This is a genomic window from Micromonospora sp. DT43, assembly GCF_049841645.1.
Lineage (GTDB): Bacteria > Actinomycetota > Actinomycetes > Mycobacteriales > Micromonosporaceae > Micromonospora.
Genome location: NZ_JBNCKR010000003.1, coordinates 656,954 through 672,868 on the forward strand (window position 1 = coordinate 656,954; position 15,915 = coordinate 672,868).

Below are 15,915 nucleotides of genomic sequence, written 5' to 3' on the forward strand. Positions count from 1 at the left end.
CTAGGACCCGTTCAGAATGACCCGGAACACCCCTTTCGCCCCTGGTTTTCCCCAAACCCGGAGGAAACTCGCACGAGGGTCAGGGCAGCAGCGCGGCGGCCAGCGGGTGGACCGTCTCCTCGATCTCGTCGGCGACCCGGGTGAAGCACTGGTCACCGCGACCCCAGGGATCGTCGAGATCGTCGGTGGGCAGCGAGGACGCCCCCAGCCGACTGTCGTGCGCCGCCGCCACCAGGGCCACGCCCCGGGCGTACACCGCGTCCGGGGTCGCCTCGGCCGCCGGCAACACGGCGGCGTCCACCGCGGCCAGCAGCCGGCCGAACTCACCCAGCACGAAGGTGCGGGCCGCCGCGTCCGGGCGGAGCGCCACCACGTACTCCTGCTGGTCGGCAGTGGCCGTCAGGACCAGGTCGGCGGCGTCGATGTGGTCCGAACGCAGCTTGCGCGCCGCGAACCCCTCGACGGCGCCGCCCCGGTCGACGACCTGGCGCGCCGCCGGCGGGTTCATCTCCTCGCCCGCGTGCCAGCCGCCGGTGCCGGCGCTGTGGCTGTGCAGCAGCTCCTCGGCGGCGGCCGGGTCCTGCGCACGCCGGGTCAACCGCTCCCGCATCGCGAGGGCGAGCAGCCGCTCGGCCATCGGCGAACGACAGATGTTTCCCATGCAGACGTGCAGGACGGTGAACGGGGGCACTCAGGCCCCCTGGACATCGACGAGATCCGGAACGACGTCCCGCAGCTTCTCCAGCGGGATCGCGCCGGCCCGCAGCAACTGCGGCACCTCGCCGGTCAGGTCCACGATCGTGCTCGGCACCGGGTCCGGGCAGGGCCCGGCCTCCAGGTACGCGCGCACCGAGTAGCTGAGCTGGTCACGCGCCTCCTCGGCGGTGACCGCGGCCGGCTGGCCCGTCTTGTTGGCCGAGGAGACAGCCATCGGGCCGGTCTCCCGCAGGACCTCCAGGGCCACCGGGTGCAGCGGCATCCGCACCGCCACCGTGCCCGTCTTGTCGCCCAGGTCCCACTGGAGGCTCGGCGAGTGCTCGACCACGATCGTCAGCGCACCCGGCCAGAACGCCTCCACCAGGTCCCGTGCTGCCGTGGGCAGCGAGAAGACCAACCCGTCCAGGGTGTGGCGCGAACCGATAAGCACCGGCGGCGGCATCTGCCGCCCCCGGCCCTTCGCGTCCAGCAGCGCCTTGACCGCGTAGGGCGTGAACGCGTCAGCGCCGATCCCGTAGACCGTGTCCGTCGGGAGGACGACAAGCTCGCCGTTCTTGACCGCCTCGATGGCCGCAGCGATGCCGCGGTCCCGATCGGCGGGCGATCGGCAGTCGTAGAGCATCACGAGGAGTCAGTCTGCCACGCCGGCCCGGACGCGGTGTGCTGGCCGTCCGCCCGTCGGGACGCGGTCGCGTAGCGGGGGCGGCCGGTGAGGTCCGGATGCTCCGCGACGGCCTCGAACCGGCCGTCGGAGGCGAACAACGCCGGCACCGCCACGCCGTGCGTGTCGTCGTGCTCGACCCCGATGACGCCGCCGGGGCGCAGCAGCGCCGCCGCCCGGCCGATCACCGGTCGGATCACCGCCAGACCGTCCACGCCGCCGAAGACCGCCTCCGCCGGGTCGTGCGCCGCCACCTCCGGCGGCACCACCACCTCCACCGGCACGTACGGCGGGTTGCAGAGCAGCACGTCCACCCGGCCCATCAGGTCGGCAAGCAGGTCCGGCGCCGTCACGTCGGCCTCGACCACCTCGATCGGCCGGTCGCCCGCGGCGGCCCGCTCGGCCGCGTTGCGGCGCAGCCACTCCAGCGCCGCCGGGGACCGCTCGACAGCGATCACCCGCGCCCCGGGCAGCTCCTGCGCCACCGCCAGCGCGATAGCGCCGGTGCCGCTGCACAGGTCCACGACCAGTGGCTCGGATCTGCCCCGCCCCTGCTCGACACCCCAGCCCGCCAGCAGCTCCGTCTCCGGGCGGGGCACGAAGACGCCCGGACCGACCGCCAGCTCCAGATGCCGGAATCCCGCCCGACCGGTCAGGTGCTGCAACGGTTCCCGACCGGCGCGACGGCCGACCAGCTCGTCGAGCCGGACCAGCTGGGCGTCGTCCAGGTCGTCGGCGAGCGCCAGGCGACCCCGGGGCACCCCCAGCACGTACGCCGCCAGCAGCTCGGCCTCCACGCGCGCCGGGCCCACCCCGGCGGCGGCGAGCGCCCGTGCCGCGCGGGCGACCGCGGCGGACGGACGGGTACGGCCTGTCCCTTCGGGGGGGTGTTGCGGCAGAGTGGTCACGCGACAATCATGAGGCGTCACGGACGACGCCACGAACGGGTGCGTCAAGACGCACACGGCAGGAGGTTGTGGGTGGGCTGGCTCGACCGGGTCCACGACCAGGTTGACACCCTCACGCAGGCGCGGACTTTGCAAGAAGCAAGTCGCTCCGCGGAGTCGTACGCGTTGCTGGAGCGGGTGATCCGCACCACCACCGACCCGGCGGCCCGCGCGGACGCCCTGGTGCAGCGCCTCTCCGCGCTGATCAATCTCGGTCGGACGGCGGAGTTCACCCGGGCCATCGAGGAGGCGTCGGCGGCCGTTCGCGATCTCGCCGAGCCCTACCTGCACGGGCACCTCAACGCGCTGGCCGCGCTCGCCGCGCACCACCAGGGCGCGCTGGACCGCTGCGTCACCCACCTCGTCAAGGCCGCCCGGGCGCTCAGCGCCGTGGAGGACCCGGACCGGGACACCGCGTGGGGCTGGCACGACCTGGCGATGGCCTACAGCTACCTCAGCTTCCACGGCTACGCCCTGGGGGCTATCGAACGCGCGCGGCAGCTCGGGTCGACCTCCGGCATCCCGGAGGAGACGTTCGCCGCACCGGGCATCCGGCTGCGCAACGCCGTGGCACTGGACCACAACGGGGACAGCGACGGCTGCCTGCGGGTCCTGCGGGACGTCGCAGCCGACCTGGCCCGGTTCGTCCGCAGCGGGCGGGCCGGCCGGCTGCGCCCGAGCAGCCTCGCCGCGTACGGATACTCGGCGGCGCGGCAGGCCGCGCTCGGCGACCCGTTGGAGTCGACAGGCGAGGCCGAGCCGTCCCACCTGCTCAGCCACGGCGGGGACAGCGCCCGTGCGCGGGACATGCGACAGCTCGGCATGGTCTGCCTGGCCATCGCGGACGGTCGACCCATCGAGGCGGTCGCCCGGCTGGACACCATCCGGGTGTCCACCGAGACGCTCGGCGCGGCCGAGCCGGCCCGGCTGCGCAGCATCGCGCTGGCCCGCGCCGGCGACCACCCGGCGGCGCACCGTGCCGACCGGCTGGCGTTCCGGCTCGCCGCACAACGCAACGACCGGCTGCGCGACGTCTACATCGACGGCATCGCCGCCCGTATCGACCACGAGGAGATGCGCCGGGAGGCGGCACGGTACGAGGGCGAGGCGCTTACCGACCCGCTCACCGGGCTGCCCAACCGGCGTCGGCTTGAGCGGTACATCACCGCCGTCGTCACCCGGGGCGAGCGGGTCGTCATCGGCGTCTGCGACCTGGACGGCTTCAAGGCGGTAAACACCCGCCACGGGCACCACTCCGGCGACCTGGTGCTGCAACGCATCGCCGGGGTGATCAACCGGGTGATGCGCCGGGGTGACTTCGTGGCCCGCTACGGCGGGGACGAGTTCGTGGTGGTGCTCCCGGAGACCGGGATGACCGAGGCCGCCGAGGTGGCCCGCCGGATCGAGGCGGCGGTGCGCAACGAGGACTGGGAGTCCCTGGTGCCGGGCACCCCGGTCGGCGTGAGCATCGGCTTCGCGGAGGTGTCCGGTGGCGGCGGGCTGCGCGACGCGCTCAGCGTCGCCTTCGAACAGGCCGACCGGGAGATGCTGCGGGCGAAGTCACGCCCCCGCGCGAGCTGACCGCCGGCGTCCGGTGCGACCACCGCGCCGGCCTGGGCCGTCCGGTGCGACCACCGCCGGCCTGGGCCGTCTGGTGCGACCCGCCGGCCTGGGTGAGGAAGGCGGCAGCGTCCGCGACCCGGCTCGGCGCCGGCCCGCCCCACGGGTCGGCGGCGGCAGGGTCAGCGGCGGGTGAGCTCGGTGTCGCCGGCCAGCCGGGCGGCACGGTCGGCCTCGGCCAGGGCGTCCAGCACCCCGTCCAGGTCGCCGGCGAGCGCCAGGTCCAGGTTGTACGCCGTGTAGCCGATCCGGTGGTCGGTGATCCGGTTCTGCGGGAAGTTGTAGGTGCGGATCCGCTCCGAGCGGTCCACCGTCCGCACCTGCGCCTTGCGCGCGTCCGAGGCGGCGGCGTCGGCCTGCTCCTGGGCGGCGGCGAGCAGCCGGGCCCGCAGGATCCGCATCGCCTGTTCCCGGTTCTGCAACTGGGACTTCTCGTTCTGGCAGGAGACGACGATGCCTGTCGGCAGGTGGGTGATCCGCACCGCCGAGTCGGTGGTGTTCACCGACTGGCCGCCCGGCCCGGACGACCGGAACACGTCGATGCGCAGCTCGTTGGCGTCGATGGTGACGTCGACGTCCTCGGCCTCGGGCAGCACCAGCACGCCTGCGGCGCTGGTGTGGATCCGGCCCTGCGACTCCGTGACCGGGACGCGCTGCACCCGGTGCACGCCGCCCTCCCACTTGAGCCGCGACCAGACGCCGTTGCCACCCTCGGGTACGCCCTTCGTCTTGATCGACAGCGAGACGTCCTTGACCCCGCCGAGATCCGAGTCCTGCGCGTCGATCACCTCGGTGATCCAGCCGTGGCGCTCGGCGTAGCGGGTGTACATCCGCAGCAGGTCGCCGGCGAACAGCGCCGACTCCTCGCCACCCTCACCAGCCTTGATCTCGACGATCACGTCCTTGGCGTCGTGCGGGTCACGCGGGATGAGCAGCTCGGCGAGGCGCTCCTCCAGTCCCGGCAGGGACGCCGCGATGGCCTCGGTCTCGGCCGCGAACGAGGGGTCCTCGGCGGCCAGCTCGCGGGCCGCCGCCAGGTCGGCGCGCGCCTGCTCCAGCTCACCGGCGGCCTTGTGCAGCGGCACCAGCGCGGCGTACCGGCGACCGACCCGGCGCGCGGTGGCCTGGTCGGTGTGGATGGCCGGGTCGGCCAGCCGCTTCTCCAGCTCCGCGTACTCGTCGAGGAGGCCGGCCAGACGCTCGCTGCTCATGCTGCGGATGCTCCTTCGACAATGCGACACCGGCTGGCCGAGGACCGGTCGCCGGGCGGAACCACTGGGAAACGCGGACGGCGCCCGTGCCCGGTGGTAAACCGGACACGGGCGCCGAACGGGGAGTTACTTGGCCTTCTTGGCCTGAACCTTGGCGTACTTCTGCTGGAACTTCGCGACCCGGCCGGCGGTGTCGAGAACGCGCTGCTTACCGGTGTAGAACGGGTGGCAGGCGCTGCAGGTCTCGACGTGGATCGCCCCGCCCTTGGCGGTGCTGCGGGTCGTGAACGTGTTACCGCAGGAGCAGCTGACCTCGGTGGTCACGTACTCCGGGTGGATGTTTGCCTTCATCTCGCCTCGGTCCTCTCGTTGGTGGTCGCCGGGTCGCCGTCATCACTCGTCGCGCCGTACACGACGGGCTCGGGCGTGAACCGGAACCGGTGGCCGATTGACCAGTGTGCCATGGGCCTGAGCCGACCCGGCAAGCGGGCCGCACACCTCGTCCGGCATCGTCAACACGTGCCTACCCGTCCGCATTCCCGCCGCCTGCCGGGGCAATCGCGCACCCTGGGAGCCGCCACCGCGTACCCCACCGGGGGTACGCCTGTCGAGCCGGAGGTGTGCCGATGACCCGACTGATCGCGACCCGGGGGCTGCCCGCCTCGGGCAAGACCAGCTTCGCCCGTACGCTCCAGCCGTCAGTGGTGCGGGTCAACCGGGACGACCTGCGCCGGATGCTGCACGGCGAGCGCCTGTTCACCCAGTGGGCCGAGGCCCAGGTGACAGTCGTGCAGCGGGCTCAGGTGGAGGCGCTGCTGCGGGCGCGGGCGGACGTCTGCGTCGACGACACCAACCTGCGCGCCCGCACCCTGCGGGGCTGGGCCGAACTGGCCTCCCGACACGGCGCGGATTTCGAGGTGCACGACTTCACCGACGTACCGCTGGACGAGTGCCTGCGCCGCGACGCCGCCCGCCCGGCGGCCGAGCAGGTCGGCGCGGACGCGATCCGTCGGCTGCACGAGCGGTACCTGGAGGGTCGGGCCCTGCCCCTGCCGGTGCCGCAGGCCCGCAGCGGAGGACCCGCCGCCGTGCACCCGCCGTCGACCGAACCGCCGGAGATCGTTCTGGTGGACATCGACGGCACCGTCGCGCTGGCCGTGTCCCGCAGCCCGTACGACATGACCCGGGTGGGCGAGGACGAGCCGAACCCGGCGGTGATCGCGGCGGTCCGGGCCATGCACGCCGCCGGGTACGGAGTGGTCTTCTGCTCCGGGCGGGACGCCTCGGCCCGGCCGGCCACCGAGGCGTGGCTGGCCCGACACGTCCGGGTCCCCTACCTCGGTCTGAACCTGCGCGCCGTCGGCGACACCCGGAAGGACTCGATCGTGAAGCGGGAGATCTACGACCGGGAGATCCGGGACCGTTACCGGGTGGTCGGGGTCTTCGACGACCGCGCCCAGGTGGTCCAGATGTGGCGGGCCCTCGGCCTCACCGTCTTCCAGGTGGCCGACGGCGACTTCTGAAGCGAGGGGTTCCCGAGCGGCGCGGCATCCGTCCGTCGTGGACGATGGCCGGGAGGGGCTGGGTGCGTCGGCCTCCTGGCGGGACACGACGAAGGGGCACGGCCACAGCGGCCGTGCCCCTCGTCGTTAGTCACCCGGGGATGGCTACTCCCCCGGCGTGGACTTCGCGATCTGCATCAGGAACTCGATGTTGGTGCGGGACTGCTTGAGCCGGTCCAGCAGGAGGTCCATCGCCGCCTGCGAATCCAGCGAGTGCAGCACCTTCCGGAGCTTGTGGATGATGGCCAGCTCCTCGGGCGCGAGCAGGACCTCTTCCTTCCGGGTGCCGGACGGATTGATGTCGATGGCCGGGAAGGTCCGCTTGTCGGCGATCTTCCGGTCCAGCTTCAGCTCCGCGTTGCCGGTGCCCTTGAACTCCTCGAAGATGACCGTGTCCGCCATGGACCCGGTCTCCACCAGCGCCGTGGCGATGATGGTCAGCGACCCGCCGTTCTCGATGTTGCGGGCCGCGCCGAGGAAGCGCTTCGGCGGGTAGAGCGCGGTGGAGTCGATACCACCCGACATGATCCGGCCGCTGGCCGGCGCCGCCAGGTTGTACGACCGGCCGAGCCGGGTCACCGAGTCGAGCAGCACGACGACGTCGTGGCCCAGCTCGACCAGGCGCTTGGCCCGCTCGATCGCCAGCTCCGCCACCGTCGTGTGGTCCTGCGGCGGACGGTCGAACGTGGCCGCGATGACCTCGCCCTTGATCGACCGCTGCATGTCGGTGACCTCTTCGGGCCGCTCGTCGACAAGCACCACCATGAGGTGGCACTCCGGGTTGTTCCGGGTGATCGCGTTCGCGATCGCCTGGAGCACCATCGTCTTACCCGCCTTCGGCGGAGACTGGATGAGCGCCCGCTGGCCCTTGCCGATCGGCATGACCAGGTCGATGACCCGGGTGGTCAGGATGTGCGGCTCGGTCTCCAACCGCAGGCGCTCCTGCGGGTAGAGCGGCGTGAGCTTGTAGAACTCCGGCCGCCGCCGCGCCTCGTCCGGCTCCATCCCGTTGATCGTGTCCAGCCGCATCAGCGGGTTGTACTTGTCCCGCCGCTGGTCACCGGTGTTGCCGCCCTCGCGGGCCGCACGCACCGCGCCGGTGATCGCGTCACCGCGGCGCAGACCGTACTTCTTGATCTGGGACATCGAGACGTACACGTCGTTCGGGCCGGCCAGGTAACCGGTCGTCCGCACGAAGGCGTAGTTGTCGAGCACGTCGATGATGCCGGCCACGGGGACGAGCACGTCGTCCTCGCCGACCTGCGGCTCACGGCCACCGGTGTCGCCACCGGTCTCCGCCCGCTCGCCACGGCCACGGCGACGGTCGCGGAAGCGGCTGCGCCGGCCACGCCGACCGCCGCCCTCACCGTCGTCGTCGTCGTTGTCCCGCTCGACACGCTGACCGCGGTCGTTGCGGTCGGCGCGCTCCGAACGGTCGTTGCGCTCGGCGCGCTCGCCCCGGTCGTTGCGGTCGCTCCGGTCGTTGCGCTCGGTCCGCTCGCCACGGTCGGCACGCTCGCCCCGATCGTTGCGCTCGGCCCGCTCACCACGGTCGGAGCGGTCGTTACGCTCGCCGCGATCGTTACGGTCGGTCCGGTCGTTACGCTCGGTCCGGTCGTTGCGCTCGGTCCGGTCGTTGCGGTCGGCCCGCTCACCACGGTCGGAGCGCTCGGCGCGGTCGTTACGCTCGGCGCGGTCGCGACGGTTCTCGCCGCGCTCGGGCCGCTCGCCGGCCTCCACCTCATCGGTACGGGCCTCAGAGGAGCGGACCTCGGAAGTGCGCGCCTCAGAAGAACGCGCCTCAGAAGAACGCGCCTCAGAAGAACGCGCCTCGGAAGAACGCGGCTCAGAAGTGCGCGGCTCAGAAGTGCGCGGCTCAGAAGTGCGCGGCTCAGAAGTGCCGGCCTCGGAGGTACGAGACTCGGCCGAAGCGGTCCGGCTGCGCCGGGTACGACCACGACCCTCGGTCGCAGTCGCCGGCTCGGCCGACGCCTGCTCGGTGTTGCGGCCCTCGGTCGCCGGGCGATCCACGCTCTCCCGCACCTCCTCACGGGCCGGAGCGGCCGCAGCCGCGACCTCGGCTCGCGGTCGAGGGGTCCCGGCGGCGTTGCCGCCCTGCCGCTCGGAGATCGCGGCGATCAGCTCACCCTTACGCATGCGAGCCGTGCCGGAGATGCCGAGCGACGCGGCCAGGCTCTGCAGCTCTGGCAGCAGCATCGCCGACAGACCGGTGCCGCTGCGCCGACGACGGGCGGGAGCGGCAGCGGTGGCATCGCCAGCGACGTTGGAAACATCCGACGTCACGTCGGTGGTGTCGCTCAATGGATTCCTTCCCTCGATAAGGCCGGGACTGCCCGGAGTCGGAGCTCAGGTGGCCGGGCGGCCTCGGTGCACCCGCCTCGCAAGGACGCGTCGCGGGAGTCTGTGACACAGCAGCCGGTGGTTTCCCGACCCACCAAACGTCGGTGAGCAGGTCTCGCCGTCTGCGGCGACCTGTGGAAACTGCGGTGCGGCGTGGGCCTTGGCAGGGGTGACGGGCTGACCGCCGAGAGCTTCGGGGGTGCGCCGCCCCGCAGGAGATCGCGTGCTTCGCGGCTGTGCTAGGTCTAGAGCGTAATCAACTCTTCCGACCTGCGGCAACAGGGTCCCGCTCGGCGTGTCCCAGTCTACCCCGGGCGACCCGGGCACCGCTGACGTCTATCGGTAACTGCCAGATCTGCCAGTCTGTTCCCGCGTCGAGGCTTGGCGGCGGCTCACTGAGCGCCAGCACGCTCGGCCCGGCCCCACTGACCACAGCCGCCACACCGGCCGCACGCAGCTCGCTGACCAGGGCAGACGTGCCGGGCATCCCGGGCGCGCGGTAATCCTGGTGGAGGCGGTCGACGGTCGCAGACAGCAACAGCGCCGGGGCCGTGGTGAGCGCGTGCACCAGCAACGCCGCCCGCCCCGCCGTCAGCGCGGCGTCGGCGTGGGGCACGGTGGCCGGCAGCGCCGCCCGCGCGGTCGCGGTCAGGCCGCGCTCGGCCGGTACGAAAACCGTGGGTCGTACGTCGTCGGCTACCGGCAGGGACACCGCCCGCGCGCCGCCTGGCTCGGACCAGGCCACTGTGAAGCCGCCGAGCAGGCACGGCGCGACATTGTCCGGGTGGCCCTCGATCTCGGCGGCCACCCGGAGCACACCCGGCTCGTCCAGCCGGCGCTCGCCGTCGACGACCAGGGCACGGGCCAGCAGCACCCCGGCGACGATGGCTGCCGAAGACGACCCCAGGCCACGCGCCTGCGGGATGCGGTTCACGCACTCGACGCTCAGGCCGGCGGGCTGCGTGCCGAGAACGTCGAAGGTGGCACGCATGGCCCGCACCACCAGGTGCCGGTCGTCGTCCGGCAACTCACCCGCGCCCTGCCCGGTGACCGTCACCCGGACGCCGGCGGGTGCGACCTCGGCGGCCAGGTCGTCGTAGAGCCCGAGGGCGAGCCCCAGCGCGTCGAAACCCGGACCGAGGTTGGCGCTGGTCGCGGGGACCCGGACCCGGACCGGCCCGGCGGCGAAGTTCGTCGGCACGCGCTCATGCTAGGGCCTGTGTCAAAGTCCTCGGTCGAGCCGAGGCGGAGTCCAGGCGGCGATCCGGGCCGCCGCCCGCCACGGGACCGCCGGTTCTTCAGCCGGCCGGGTTGGCAACCGGCTCGGTGGCCGGGTCGGTAAGCGAGAGTCGGCGCGTGGCGATCCGCCAGCCGACCGCGTACACGAGGGTGACCAGGCCGCAGCCGGCCAGCACCACCCGCTCGTCCACCACGTCGACCACCAGGGCCACCGCCAGTTGACTCACCGAGATGGCAAGCGTCGCGAGCATCATGTCGGTGGCGAAGACCCGACCGCGCAGCCGGTCCGGCACCTCGCCCTGGAGGGCGAAGTTCGACATCACCCAGTTGCTGCCGCCCGCGAAGTGCGCCACGAACACCAGCAGCAGCACCAGCGGGAACCAGCGGACCACCGACGTACCCAGGTAGGACAGACCGTAGAGCGACATGGACAGCGCGAGTCCGGGCAGCAGCCAGGACCTGTTGGTCAACACCCGGCGCATCAGGATCGGCCCGACCAGGGCACCGGCCCCCCGGACCGCGAAGAGCAGGCCGGCGCCCAGCGAACCGACCCCGTAGACGCCGGCGAGCAGCGGAAACACGGTCAGCACGCCGTTGCCCAGGCCGACAGCCGACTTGACCGTGACAAGCGCCAGCACCCGCGGCCGGTGCCCGATGTAGCCGAGCGCCTCGCGGACCGCCGACCAGGTGCGCTGCGCCGGCAACTCCGGGTCGCGGGCCGCCTGCAGGGGCCGGCGGATCCGGGTGGCGAGGCCCGCGGCCAGCGCGAGGCCCACCGCCGCAACCCAGAAGCAGGCGTACGGGCCGGCAGCCGAGCTGAGCACACCACCCAGCGAGGCGCCCACCACCGTCATGGTGCCCCAGGCCGAGCCGGCCACGGCGTTACCGGCGGCCAGCTCGTGCGGCTCCAACACGTTGGGGAGCGCGGCCTGGGCGGCCGGTGAGTAGAACGCCTTGGCGACCGCGACGACCCCGATCGCCACCAGTGCCAGCCACGCCGTACCGCGGTTGCGGACGCCGAGCAGCAGCAGCACGCCGGCCAGCGCGGCCACGTTCGCGGCGATCATGATCTTGCGACGGTCGAAGCGGTCGGCGATCGTGCCGGTGTACGGCAACAGCAGGGCCACGATGCCGGTGTCCACCGCCAGCACGAGGGCGCCCCAGACCCCGCTGCCGGTCAACTGGGGCAGCAGCACCAGCAGCGGCACCATGACGAACCAGTCGGCGCCGAAGACCACCAACTCGGCGAGGAAGAGGTTGCGAAAGCTCCGATTGCTGGTGAGGACCGCGAGGGTGGACGCCACGCAGCGGGACCCTACCCGGTGGGCGTGGGGGCCACACCGGGTGCCAGCAGCGTCGAGACGGTGACGAAGGTGTAGCCACGCGCCCGCAGCCCGGCGATCATGTCGGGGAGGCCGTGCAGCGCGACCAGACGTCGCGGGTCACCGACATCGTGCCCGAGCACTATCGTCCCCGGCCGGACGTCGGCCACGATCCGCCGGGCGTGGCCGGCCGGGTCGTCGGGAAAGTCCCGCTCCACCATCTGCGACGACCAGAGCACGAGCCGGTAGTTCAGCCGGGCCGCCGCGTGCAGCACCGCACCACCCAGGTGGCCGTACGGCGGGCGGACCAGCTGGGGCGGCCTGCCGGTCACGTCGGCGATCGCGTCGTGGCTGCGGTGCAGGTCGTCGTACGCCGCGGCGGCATCCAGTTGCGCGAGGTCCCGGTGCGCCCAGCTGTGATTGCCCACCTCGTGCGTGGCGAGCCTGTCGCGCAGGAGGTCGGCGTGCTTCCTGACCTGGGCGCCGACCAGGAAGAACGTCGCGGGCACCCGGTGCTGGGCGAGGGTGTCCAGCACCATGGGCGTCCACCGTGGCGCCGGCCCGTCGTCGAAGGTGAGCGCGACCAGCCGCTGCGTGGTCGACCCCGACCAGATGACCGGCACCACGCCGGCGCCGACGTCCTGCGCCCCGTTGCCGACAGTGGCGCTGGCCGGGCCCCCGGCGAGCGGCAGCCGCCGGTGGGTGAACCACAGGTCGGTGGCGCCTGCACCGACGGCCGCTCCGGTCGCCAACAGGGCACTTCGGCGCAGCAGATCGCGCCGGGACCATCTGTGCGCGCTCTCGGTCATTCTGCCGCCCTGCTCGCCGACACCCCCGCCATGCCTACCAGGAGTATGCAAGACATGACGCAAGGTCCCGGGTTCGTCGACCGATCGGAGTGTCCGAGGTGGTACGGCGAACGCCCCCGGCAGGCGAGCCTGCCGGGGGCGTTCCGGGATATCGTCCGACTACTCGGTCGGCTCCGCCGGGGGCAGCGGCGAGCGACGGCTGCGGGGCAGCCGTAGCACCTCGAACTGGTCCGTGCCGTCCACGAGCGCGCCCGACGGGGTGGGGCGTGCCGCCGCCGGCTGCGCGCCCTCGGCCGGCGTCGAGGCCGGTGCGCTCGTCGGCACGGCCACCTGGTTCGGGCCGTCCGGCGCGGTCGGTCCGGTCGGCTCGGTCACCGTCGGGTCGCCGGAGCGCCGCCGACGACGACGCTCCCGCAGCGACTCCTTGGTGTGCTCCACCATCGTGTAGAGCGTCGGCACCAGGATCAGCGTCAACAGCGTCGAGCTGAGCAGGCCGCCGATCACCACGACCGCCAGGGGCTGCGAGATGAAGCCACCCTCGCCGGTCAACCCGAAGGCCATCGGCAGCAACGCGAAGATCGTCGCGACCGCGGTCATCAGGATCGGGCGCAGTCGGCGCCGGCCACCCTCGACCACCGCCTCCCGGACCCCCATGCCCTGTGCCCGGTACTGGTTGATCAGGTCGAGCAGCACGATCGCGTTCGTCACCACGATGCCGACGAGCATCAGCACACCGATCAGCGCCGGCACTCCCAGCGGCGTCCCGGTGGCCAGCAGCAGGCCGATCGCGCCTGTCGACGCGAACGGGATGGAGATCAACAGGATCAACGCCTGGGTGAGGCTCCGGAACGTGGCCACCATGATCAGGAACACGATCGCGATGGCGACCAGCACCGCCAGGCCCAGGTCACCGAAGGCGTCCGCCTGATCGGCGCTGACCCCACCGATGGTGAAGCTCGCCCCCGGGACGTCGATGCCGTCGAGCCGCTTCTGCAGCTCCTTGGTGGTCGCACCCAGGTTCGAACCGGTCGCGGCGCCGGTCACCGAGACGCTGCGGTCACCGTCGATCCGAGTGACCTGCTGCGGCCCCTCGGCCTGGGTGACGTCCGCGATGTCGTCCAGCTTCACCGGCCCGACCGGAAGGGCCCGCAGCTCCTCCAGCGACACCGGCGCGGTCGCGCTCAGCCGCAGCACCACGTCCTGCTGGCGGCCGTCGAGCGCCACCTGCCCCAGCGGAGCGCCACGGAACGCCTGCGACACGAGCTGACCCACGGCGGCCTCGGTGAGGCCGACCCGTCCGGCGGCGACCCGGTCGACTGTCACGTCGACCCTCGGCACCCGCTCGGCGAGGCTCGTGGTGACGTCCTCGACGTCCGGGACGCCTGCCATCGCCGTCCGGGCCGCCTCGGCGGCGCGGGTCAGCACCTCCGGGTCACCGGCCTGGACGATCACCTCCAGCTGGCTGGTCGAGGCATCCTGGCCACCGCCGAAGCTGACCTCACCCAGGCTGGTGCCGATCTTGTCGAACTCCCGGCGCAGCTCCTCACGGACCTGCTTGGCGTCGGTGTCGCCGTCGAGCGCCAACGACCAGCTCGCGACGTTGTTGCCTCCGCCGCCCGCCCACGGGGTGTCGCCCCCGCCCGCGGTCACCTGGTACGTCTCGACCCCGCCGACCCGCCCGAGGACCGCCTCGACCTGCTTGGCCGCCGCGTCGGTGGCGGCCAGGCCGCTGCCCGCCGGCAGTTCCTGCCGGAAGCTGAGCGTGTCCTGACCGGAGTCGTCCAGGAAGTTCGTCTCCAGCTTCTGCGCCAACCCGAAGGTGCCGAAGAGCACCAGCAGGCCGAGCCCGACGGTGATCCAGCGGGTCGACCGCTTGCGGGTGGCGAACCCGATCACCGGCAGGTACGCGCGCTGCAACGGGTTGCGCAGCTCCTTCTCCTCGGCGTCGCGGCGCACCGCCTCGTCGTCGACGGTGCCGCCGCGCGGCTTGAGGAACCAGTACGCCAGCACCGGGATCACGGTCAGCGAGACCAGCAGCGAGGCGAGCAGCGCCACCGTCACCGTGATCGCGAACGGCGCGAAGAGCTGCCCGACGAACCCGCCGACCAGGGCGATGGGTGCGAACACCGCCACCGTCGTGAGGGTGGACGCGGTCACCGCGCCGGCCACCTCGCGAACGCCTGTGACGATCGCCTGCCGCTTCTCCTCGCCGTACTCCAGGTGTCGTTTGATGTTCTCCAACACCACGATCGAGTCGTCCACCACCCGGCCCACCGCGATTGTCAACGCGCCGAGGGTCAGCAGGTTGAGCGAGTAGTCGCCGATCCACAGGGCGATCAACGCCACCAGCACGGAGAGCGGAATGGAGACCGCGGTGACCACCGTCGAGCGCACCGACAGCAGGAAGACGAGGATGACGATGACCGCCATCACCAGGCCCAGCAGGCCCTCGGTGGTCAACGACTCGATCGACTTCTCCACGAACGGCGCCTGGTCGAAGACCACTGTCAGCTCCGCGCCGGAGGCGTCCTTCAGGTCGGCCAGCCGGTCCCGGATCTCGTGGGAGATCTCCACCGCGTTGCCGTCCGGGGCGGCGGTGACGGCGATGCCGAGGCTGTCCTTGCCGTTGGTCCGGGTGATCGCGGTGGCCGGGGCGAGCTGCTGCTCGACCGCCGCCACGTCACCGAGACGAACCGGCGTCGCCCCGGGCGCGACGATGATGCCGCGCAGGTCGTCCAGGGTGGCGACCGGCGTTCCGACCTGCACCGGAAGGGCCAGGCCGCCGTCGGTCACCGCGCCGGCCGGCACCGACACGCCGTTGGTCTTCAACGCGGCGCCGATCGCTGTCGGCTGGACCTTCGCCGCTGCCAACTTCGCCGGGTCCGGGGTGACCACCACGACGTCGTCGCGGGTCCCGGTCACCTCGACCGTACGGACGCCCTCGATGCCCTCCAGCTCCGGCACCACTGTCGCGCGCAGCTTCTCGGCGAGCGCCCGCTCGTCGGCGCCGCCGGCCGCGGCCAGCACCACCGCCGGCAGGTCGTCGGTGCTCCCCGCGATGACCTGCGGGTCGACGCTCTCCGGCAACTGGGCGTCGATCCGGCTCAGCGCGGTCTGCATCTTGTTGACCACGTCGTCCAGGTCGGTGCCGAACTCGTACTGCACCTGGACCGTGGCCGACCCCTCGCGGGACGTGGAGGTGACCTTGTCCAGCCCGGTAATGCCCTGCAGGGCGTTCTCGATCGGCTCGGTCACCTGCGACTCGACGATCTCGGGGCCGGCGCCGGGGTAGGCGGCCACGATGAACGCGGCAGGGAACTCGAGCGACGGCAGCAGTTGCTGCTTCAGTGACGGCACGGCGAACGCTCCGAACGCCGTAATCACCACCGCGATGAGGGCGACAAGCCCTCGGTTGGCGAGGCTGAATCTGGCGAGCAGCGACATCGGCCTGGCTCACTCCTGAAAG

General features: G+C 72.4%; 12 protein-coding genes. 2 read left to right on the top strand and 10 right to left on the bottom strand.

From position 1 onward, the window contains the following. Positions 1-79: 79 nt before the first annotated feature. The 3 genes from ACLQ26_RS10790 to prmC are packed head-to-tail and all read right to left on the bottom strand — an operon-like array spanning position 80 to position 2,286. Positions 80-691: a phosphotyrosine protein phosphatase gene (locus ACLQ26_RS10790; RefSeq protein WP_425744281.1), complete on the bottom strand. Its 612-nt coding sequence runs from the start codon at positions 689-691 to the stop codon at positions 80-82. Then, positions 692-1,339, bottom strand: coding sequence for an L-threonylcarbamoyladenylate synthase (locus ACLQ26_RS10795; protein ID WP_007464540.1), 648 nt, complete (start codon positions 1,337-1,339; stop codon positions 692-694). Then, positions 1,339-2,286 (bottom strand): peptide chain release factor N(5)-glutamine methyltransferase, encoded by a 948-nt coding sequence (prmC, locus tag ACLQ26_RS10800; protein ID WP_425744282.1) that lies wholly within the window; start codon positions 2,284-2,286, stop codon positions 1,339-1,341. The genes ACLQ26_RS10795 and prmC overlap by 1 nt, the downstream gene beginning before the upstream one ends. Positions 2,287-2,358: 72 nt before the next feature. On the opposite strand from prmC, the gene ACLQ26_RS10805 reads away from it, so the two are divergent. Next, complete coding sequence (locus tag ACLQ26_RS10805; protein ID WP_425744283.1) at positions 2,359-3,906, top strand: diguanylate cyclase domain-containing protein; 1,548 nt, start codon at positions 2,359-2,361, stop codon at positions 3,904-3,906. A 161-nt stretch (positions 3,907-4,067) separates the two neighbouring features. Here ACLQ26_RS10805 and prfA read toward each other — a convergent pair whose 3' ends face one another. Next, on the bottom strand, positions 4,068-5,156 hold the full coding sequence (gene prfA, locus ACLQ26_RS10810; protein WP_425744284.1) for a peptide chain release factor 1: 1,089 nt from the start codon (positions 5,154-5,156) through the stop codon (positions 4,068-4,070). Between the two features lie 126 nt (positions 5,157-5,282). Further along, the gene (rpmE, locus tag ACLQ26_RS10815) at positions 5,283-5,507 is read right to left on the bottom strand and encodes a 50S ribosomal protein L31 (RefSeq protein WP_007464546.1); all 225 of its coding nucleotides are present in this window, start codon (positions 5,505-5,507) and stop codon (positions 5,283-5,285) included. A gap of 275 nt (positions 5,508-5,782) precedes the next feature. Between rpmE and ACLQ26_RS10820 the strand changes: the two genes are divergently transcribed. After that, complete coding sequence (locus tag ACLQ26_RS10820) at positions 5,783-6,679, top strand: AAA family ATPase (protein ID WP_425744285.1); 897 nt, start codon at positions 5,783-5,785, stop codon at positions 6,677-6,679. Between the two features lie 144 nt (positions 6,680-6,823). Here ACLQ26_RS10820 and rho read toward each other — a convergent pair whose 3' ends face one another. The 5 genes from rho to ACLQ26_RS10845 form a co-directional block, all read right to left on the bottom strand. After that, on the bottom strand, positions 6,824-9,040 hold the full coding sequence (gene rho / locus ACLQ26_RS10825; RefSeq protein ID WP_425744286.1) for a transcription termination factor Rho: 2,217 nt from the start codon (positions 9,038-9,040) through the stop codon (positions 6,824-6,826). Positions 9,041-9,335: 295 nt separating this feature from the next. Next, on the bottom strand, positions 9,336-10,280 hold the full coding sequence (thrB, locus tag ACLQ26_RS10830) for a homoserine kinase (RefSeq protein ID WP_425744287.1): 945 nt from the start codon (positions 10,278-10,280) through the stop codon (positions 9,336-9,338). A 97-nt stretch (positions 10,281-10,377) separates the two neighbouring features. Next, positions 10,378-11,622, bottom strand: coding sequence for an MFS transporter (locus ACLQ26_RS10835; protein ID WP_425744288.1), 1,245 nt, complete (start codon positions 11,620-11,622; stop codon positions 10,378-10,380). An 11-nt stretch (positions 11,623-11,633) separates the two neighbouring features. Then, positions 11,634-12,449 carry a polysaccharide deacetylase family protein gene (locus tag ACLQ26_RS10840; protein WP_425744289.1) on the bottom strand — a complete coding sequence of 272 codons (816 nt, stop codon included), beginning with the start codon at positions 12,447-12,449 and terminating at the stop codon, positions 11,634-11,636. A 159-nt stretch (positions 12,450-12,608) separates the two neighbouring features. Beyond that, a complete protein-coding gene (locus ACLQ26_RS10845) occupies positions 12,609-15,893 on the bottom strand; it encodes an efflux RND transporter permease subunit (protein ID WP_425744290.1) in 3,285 nt (1,094 codons plus the stop codon). Positions 15,894-15,915 lie beyond the last annotated feature (22 nt).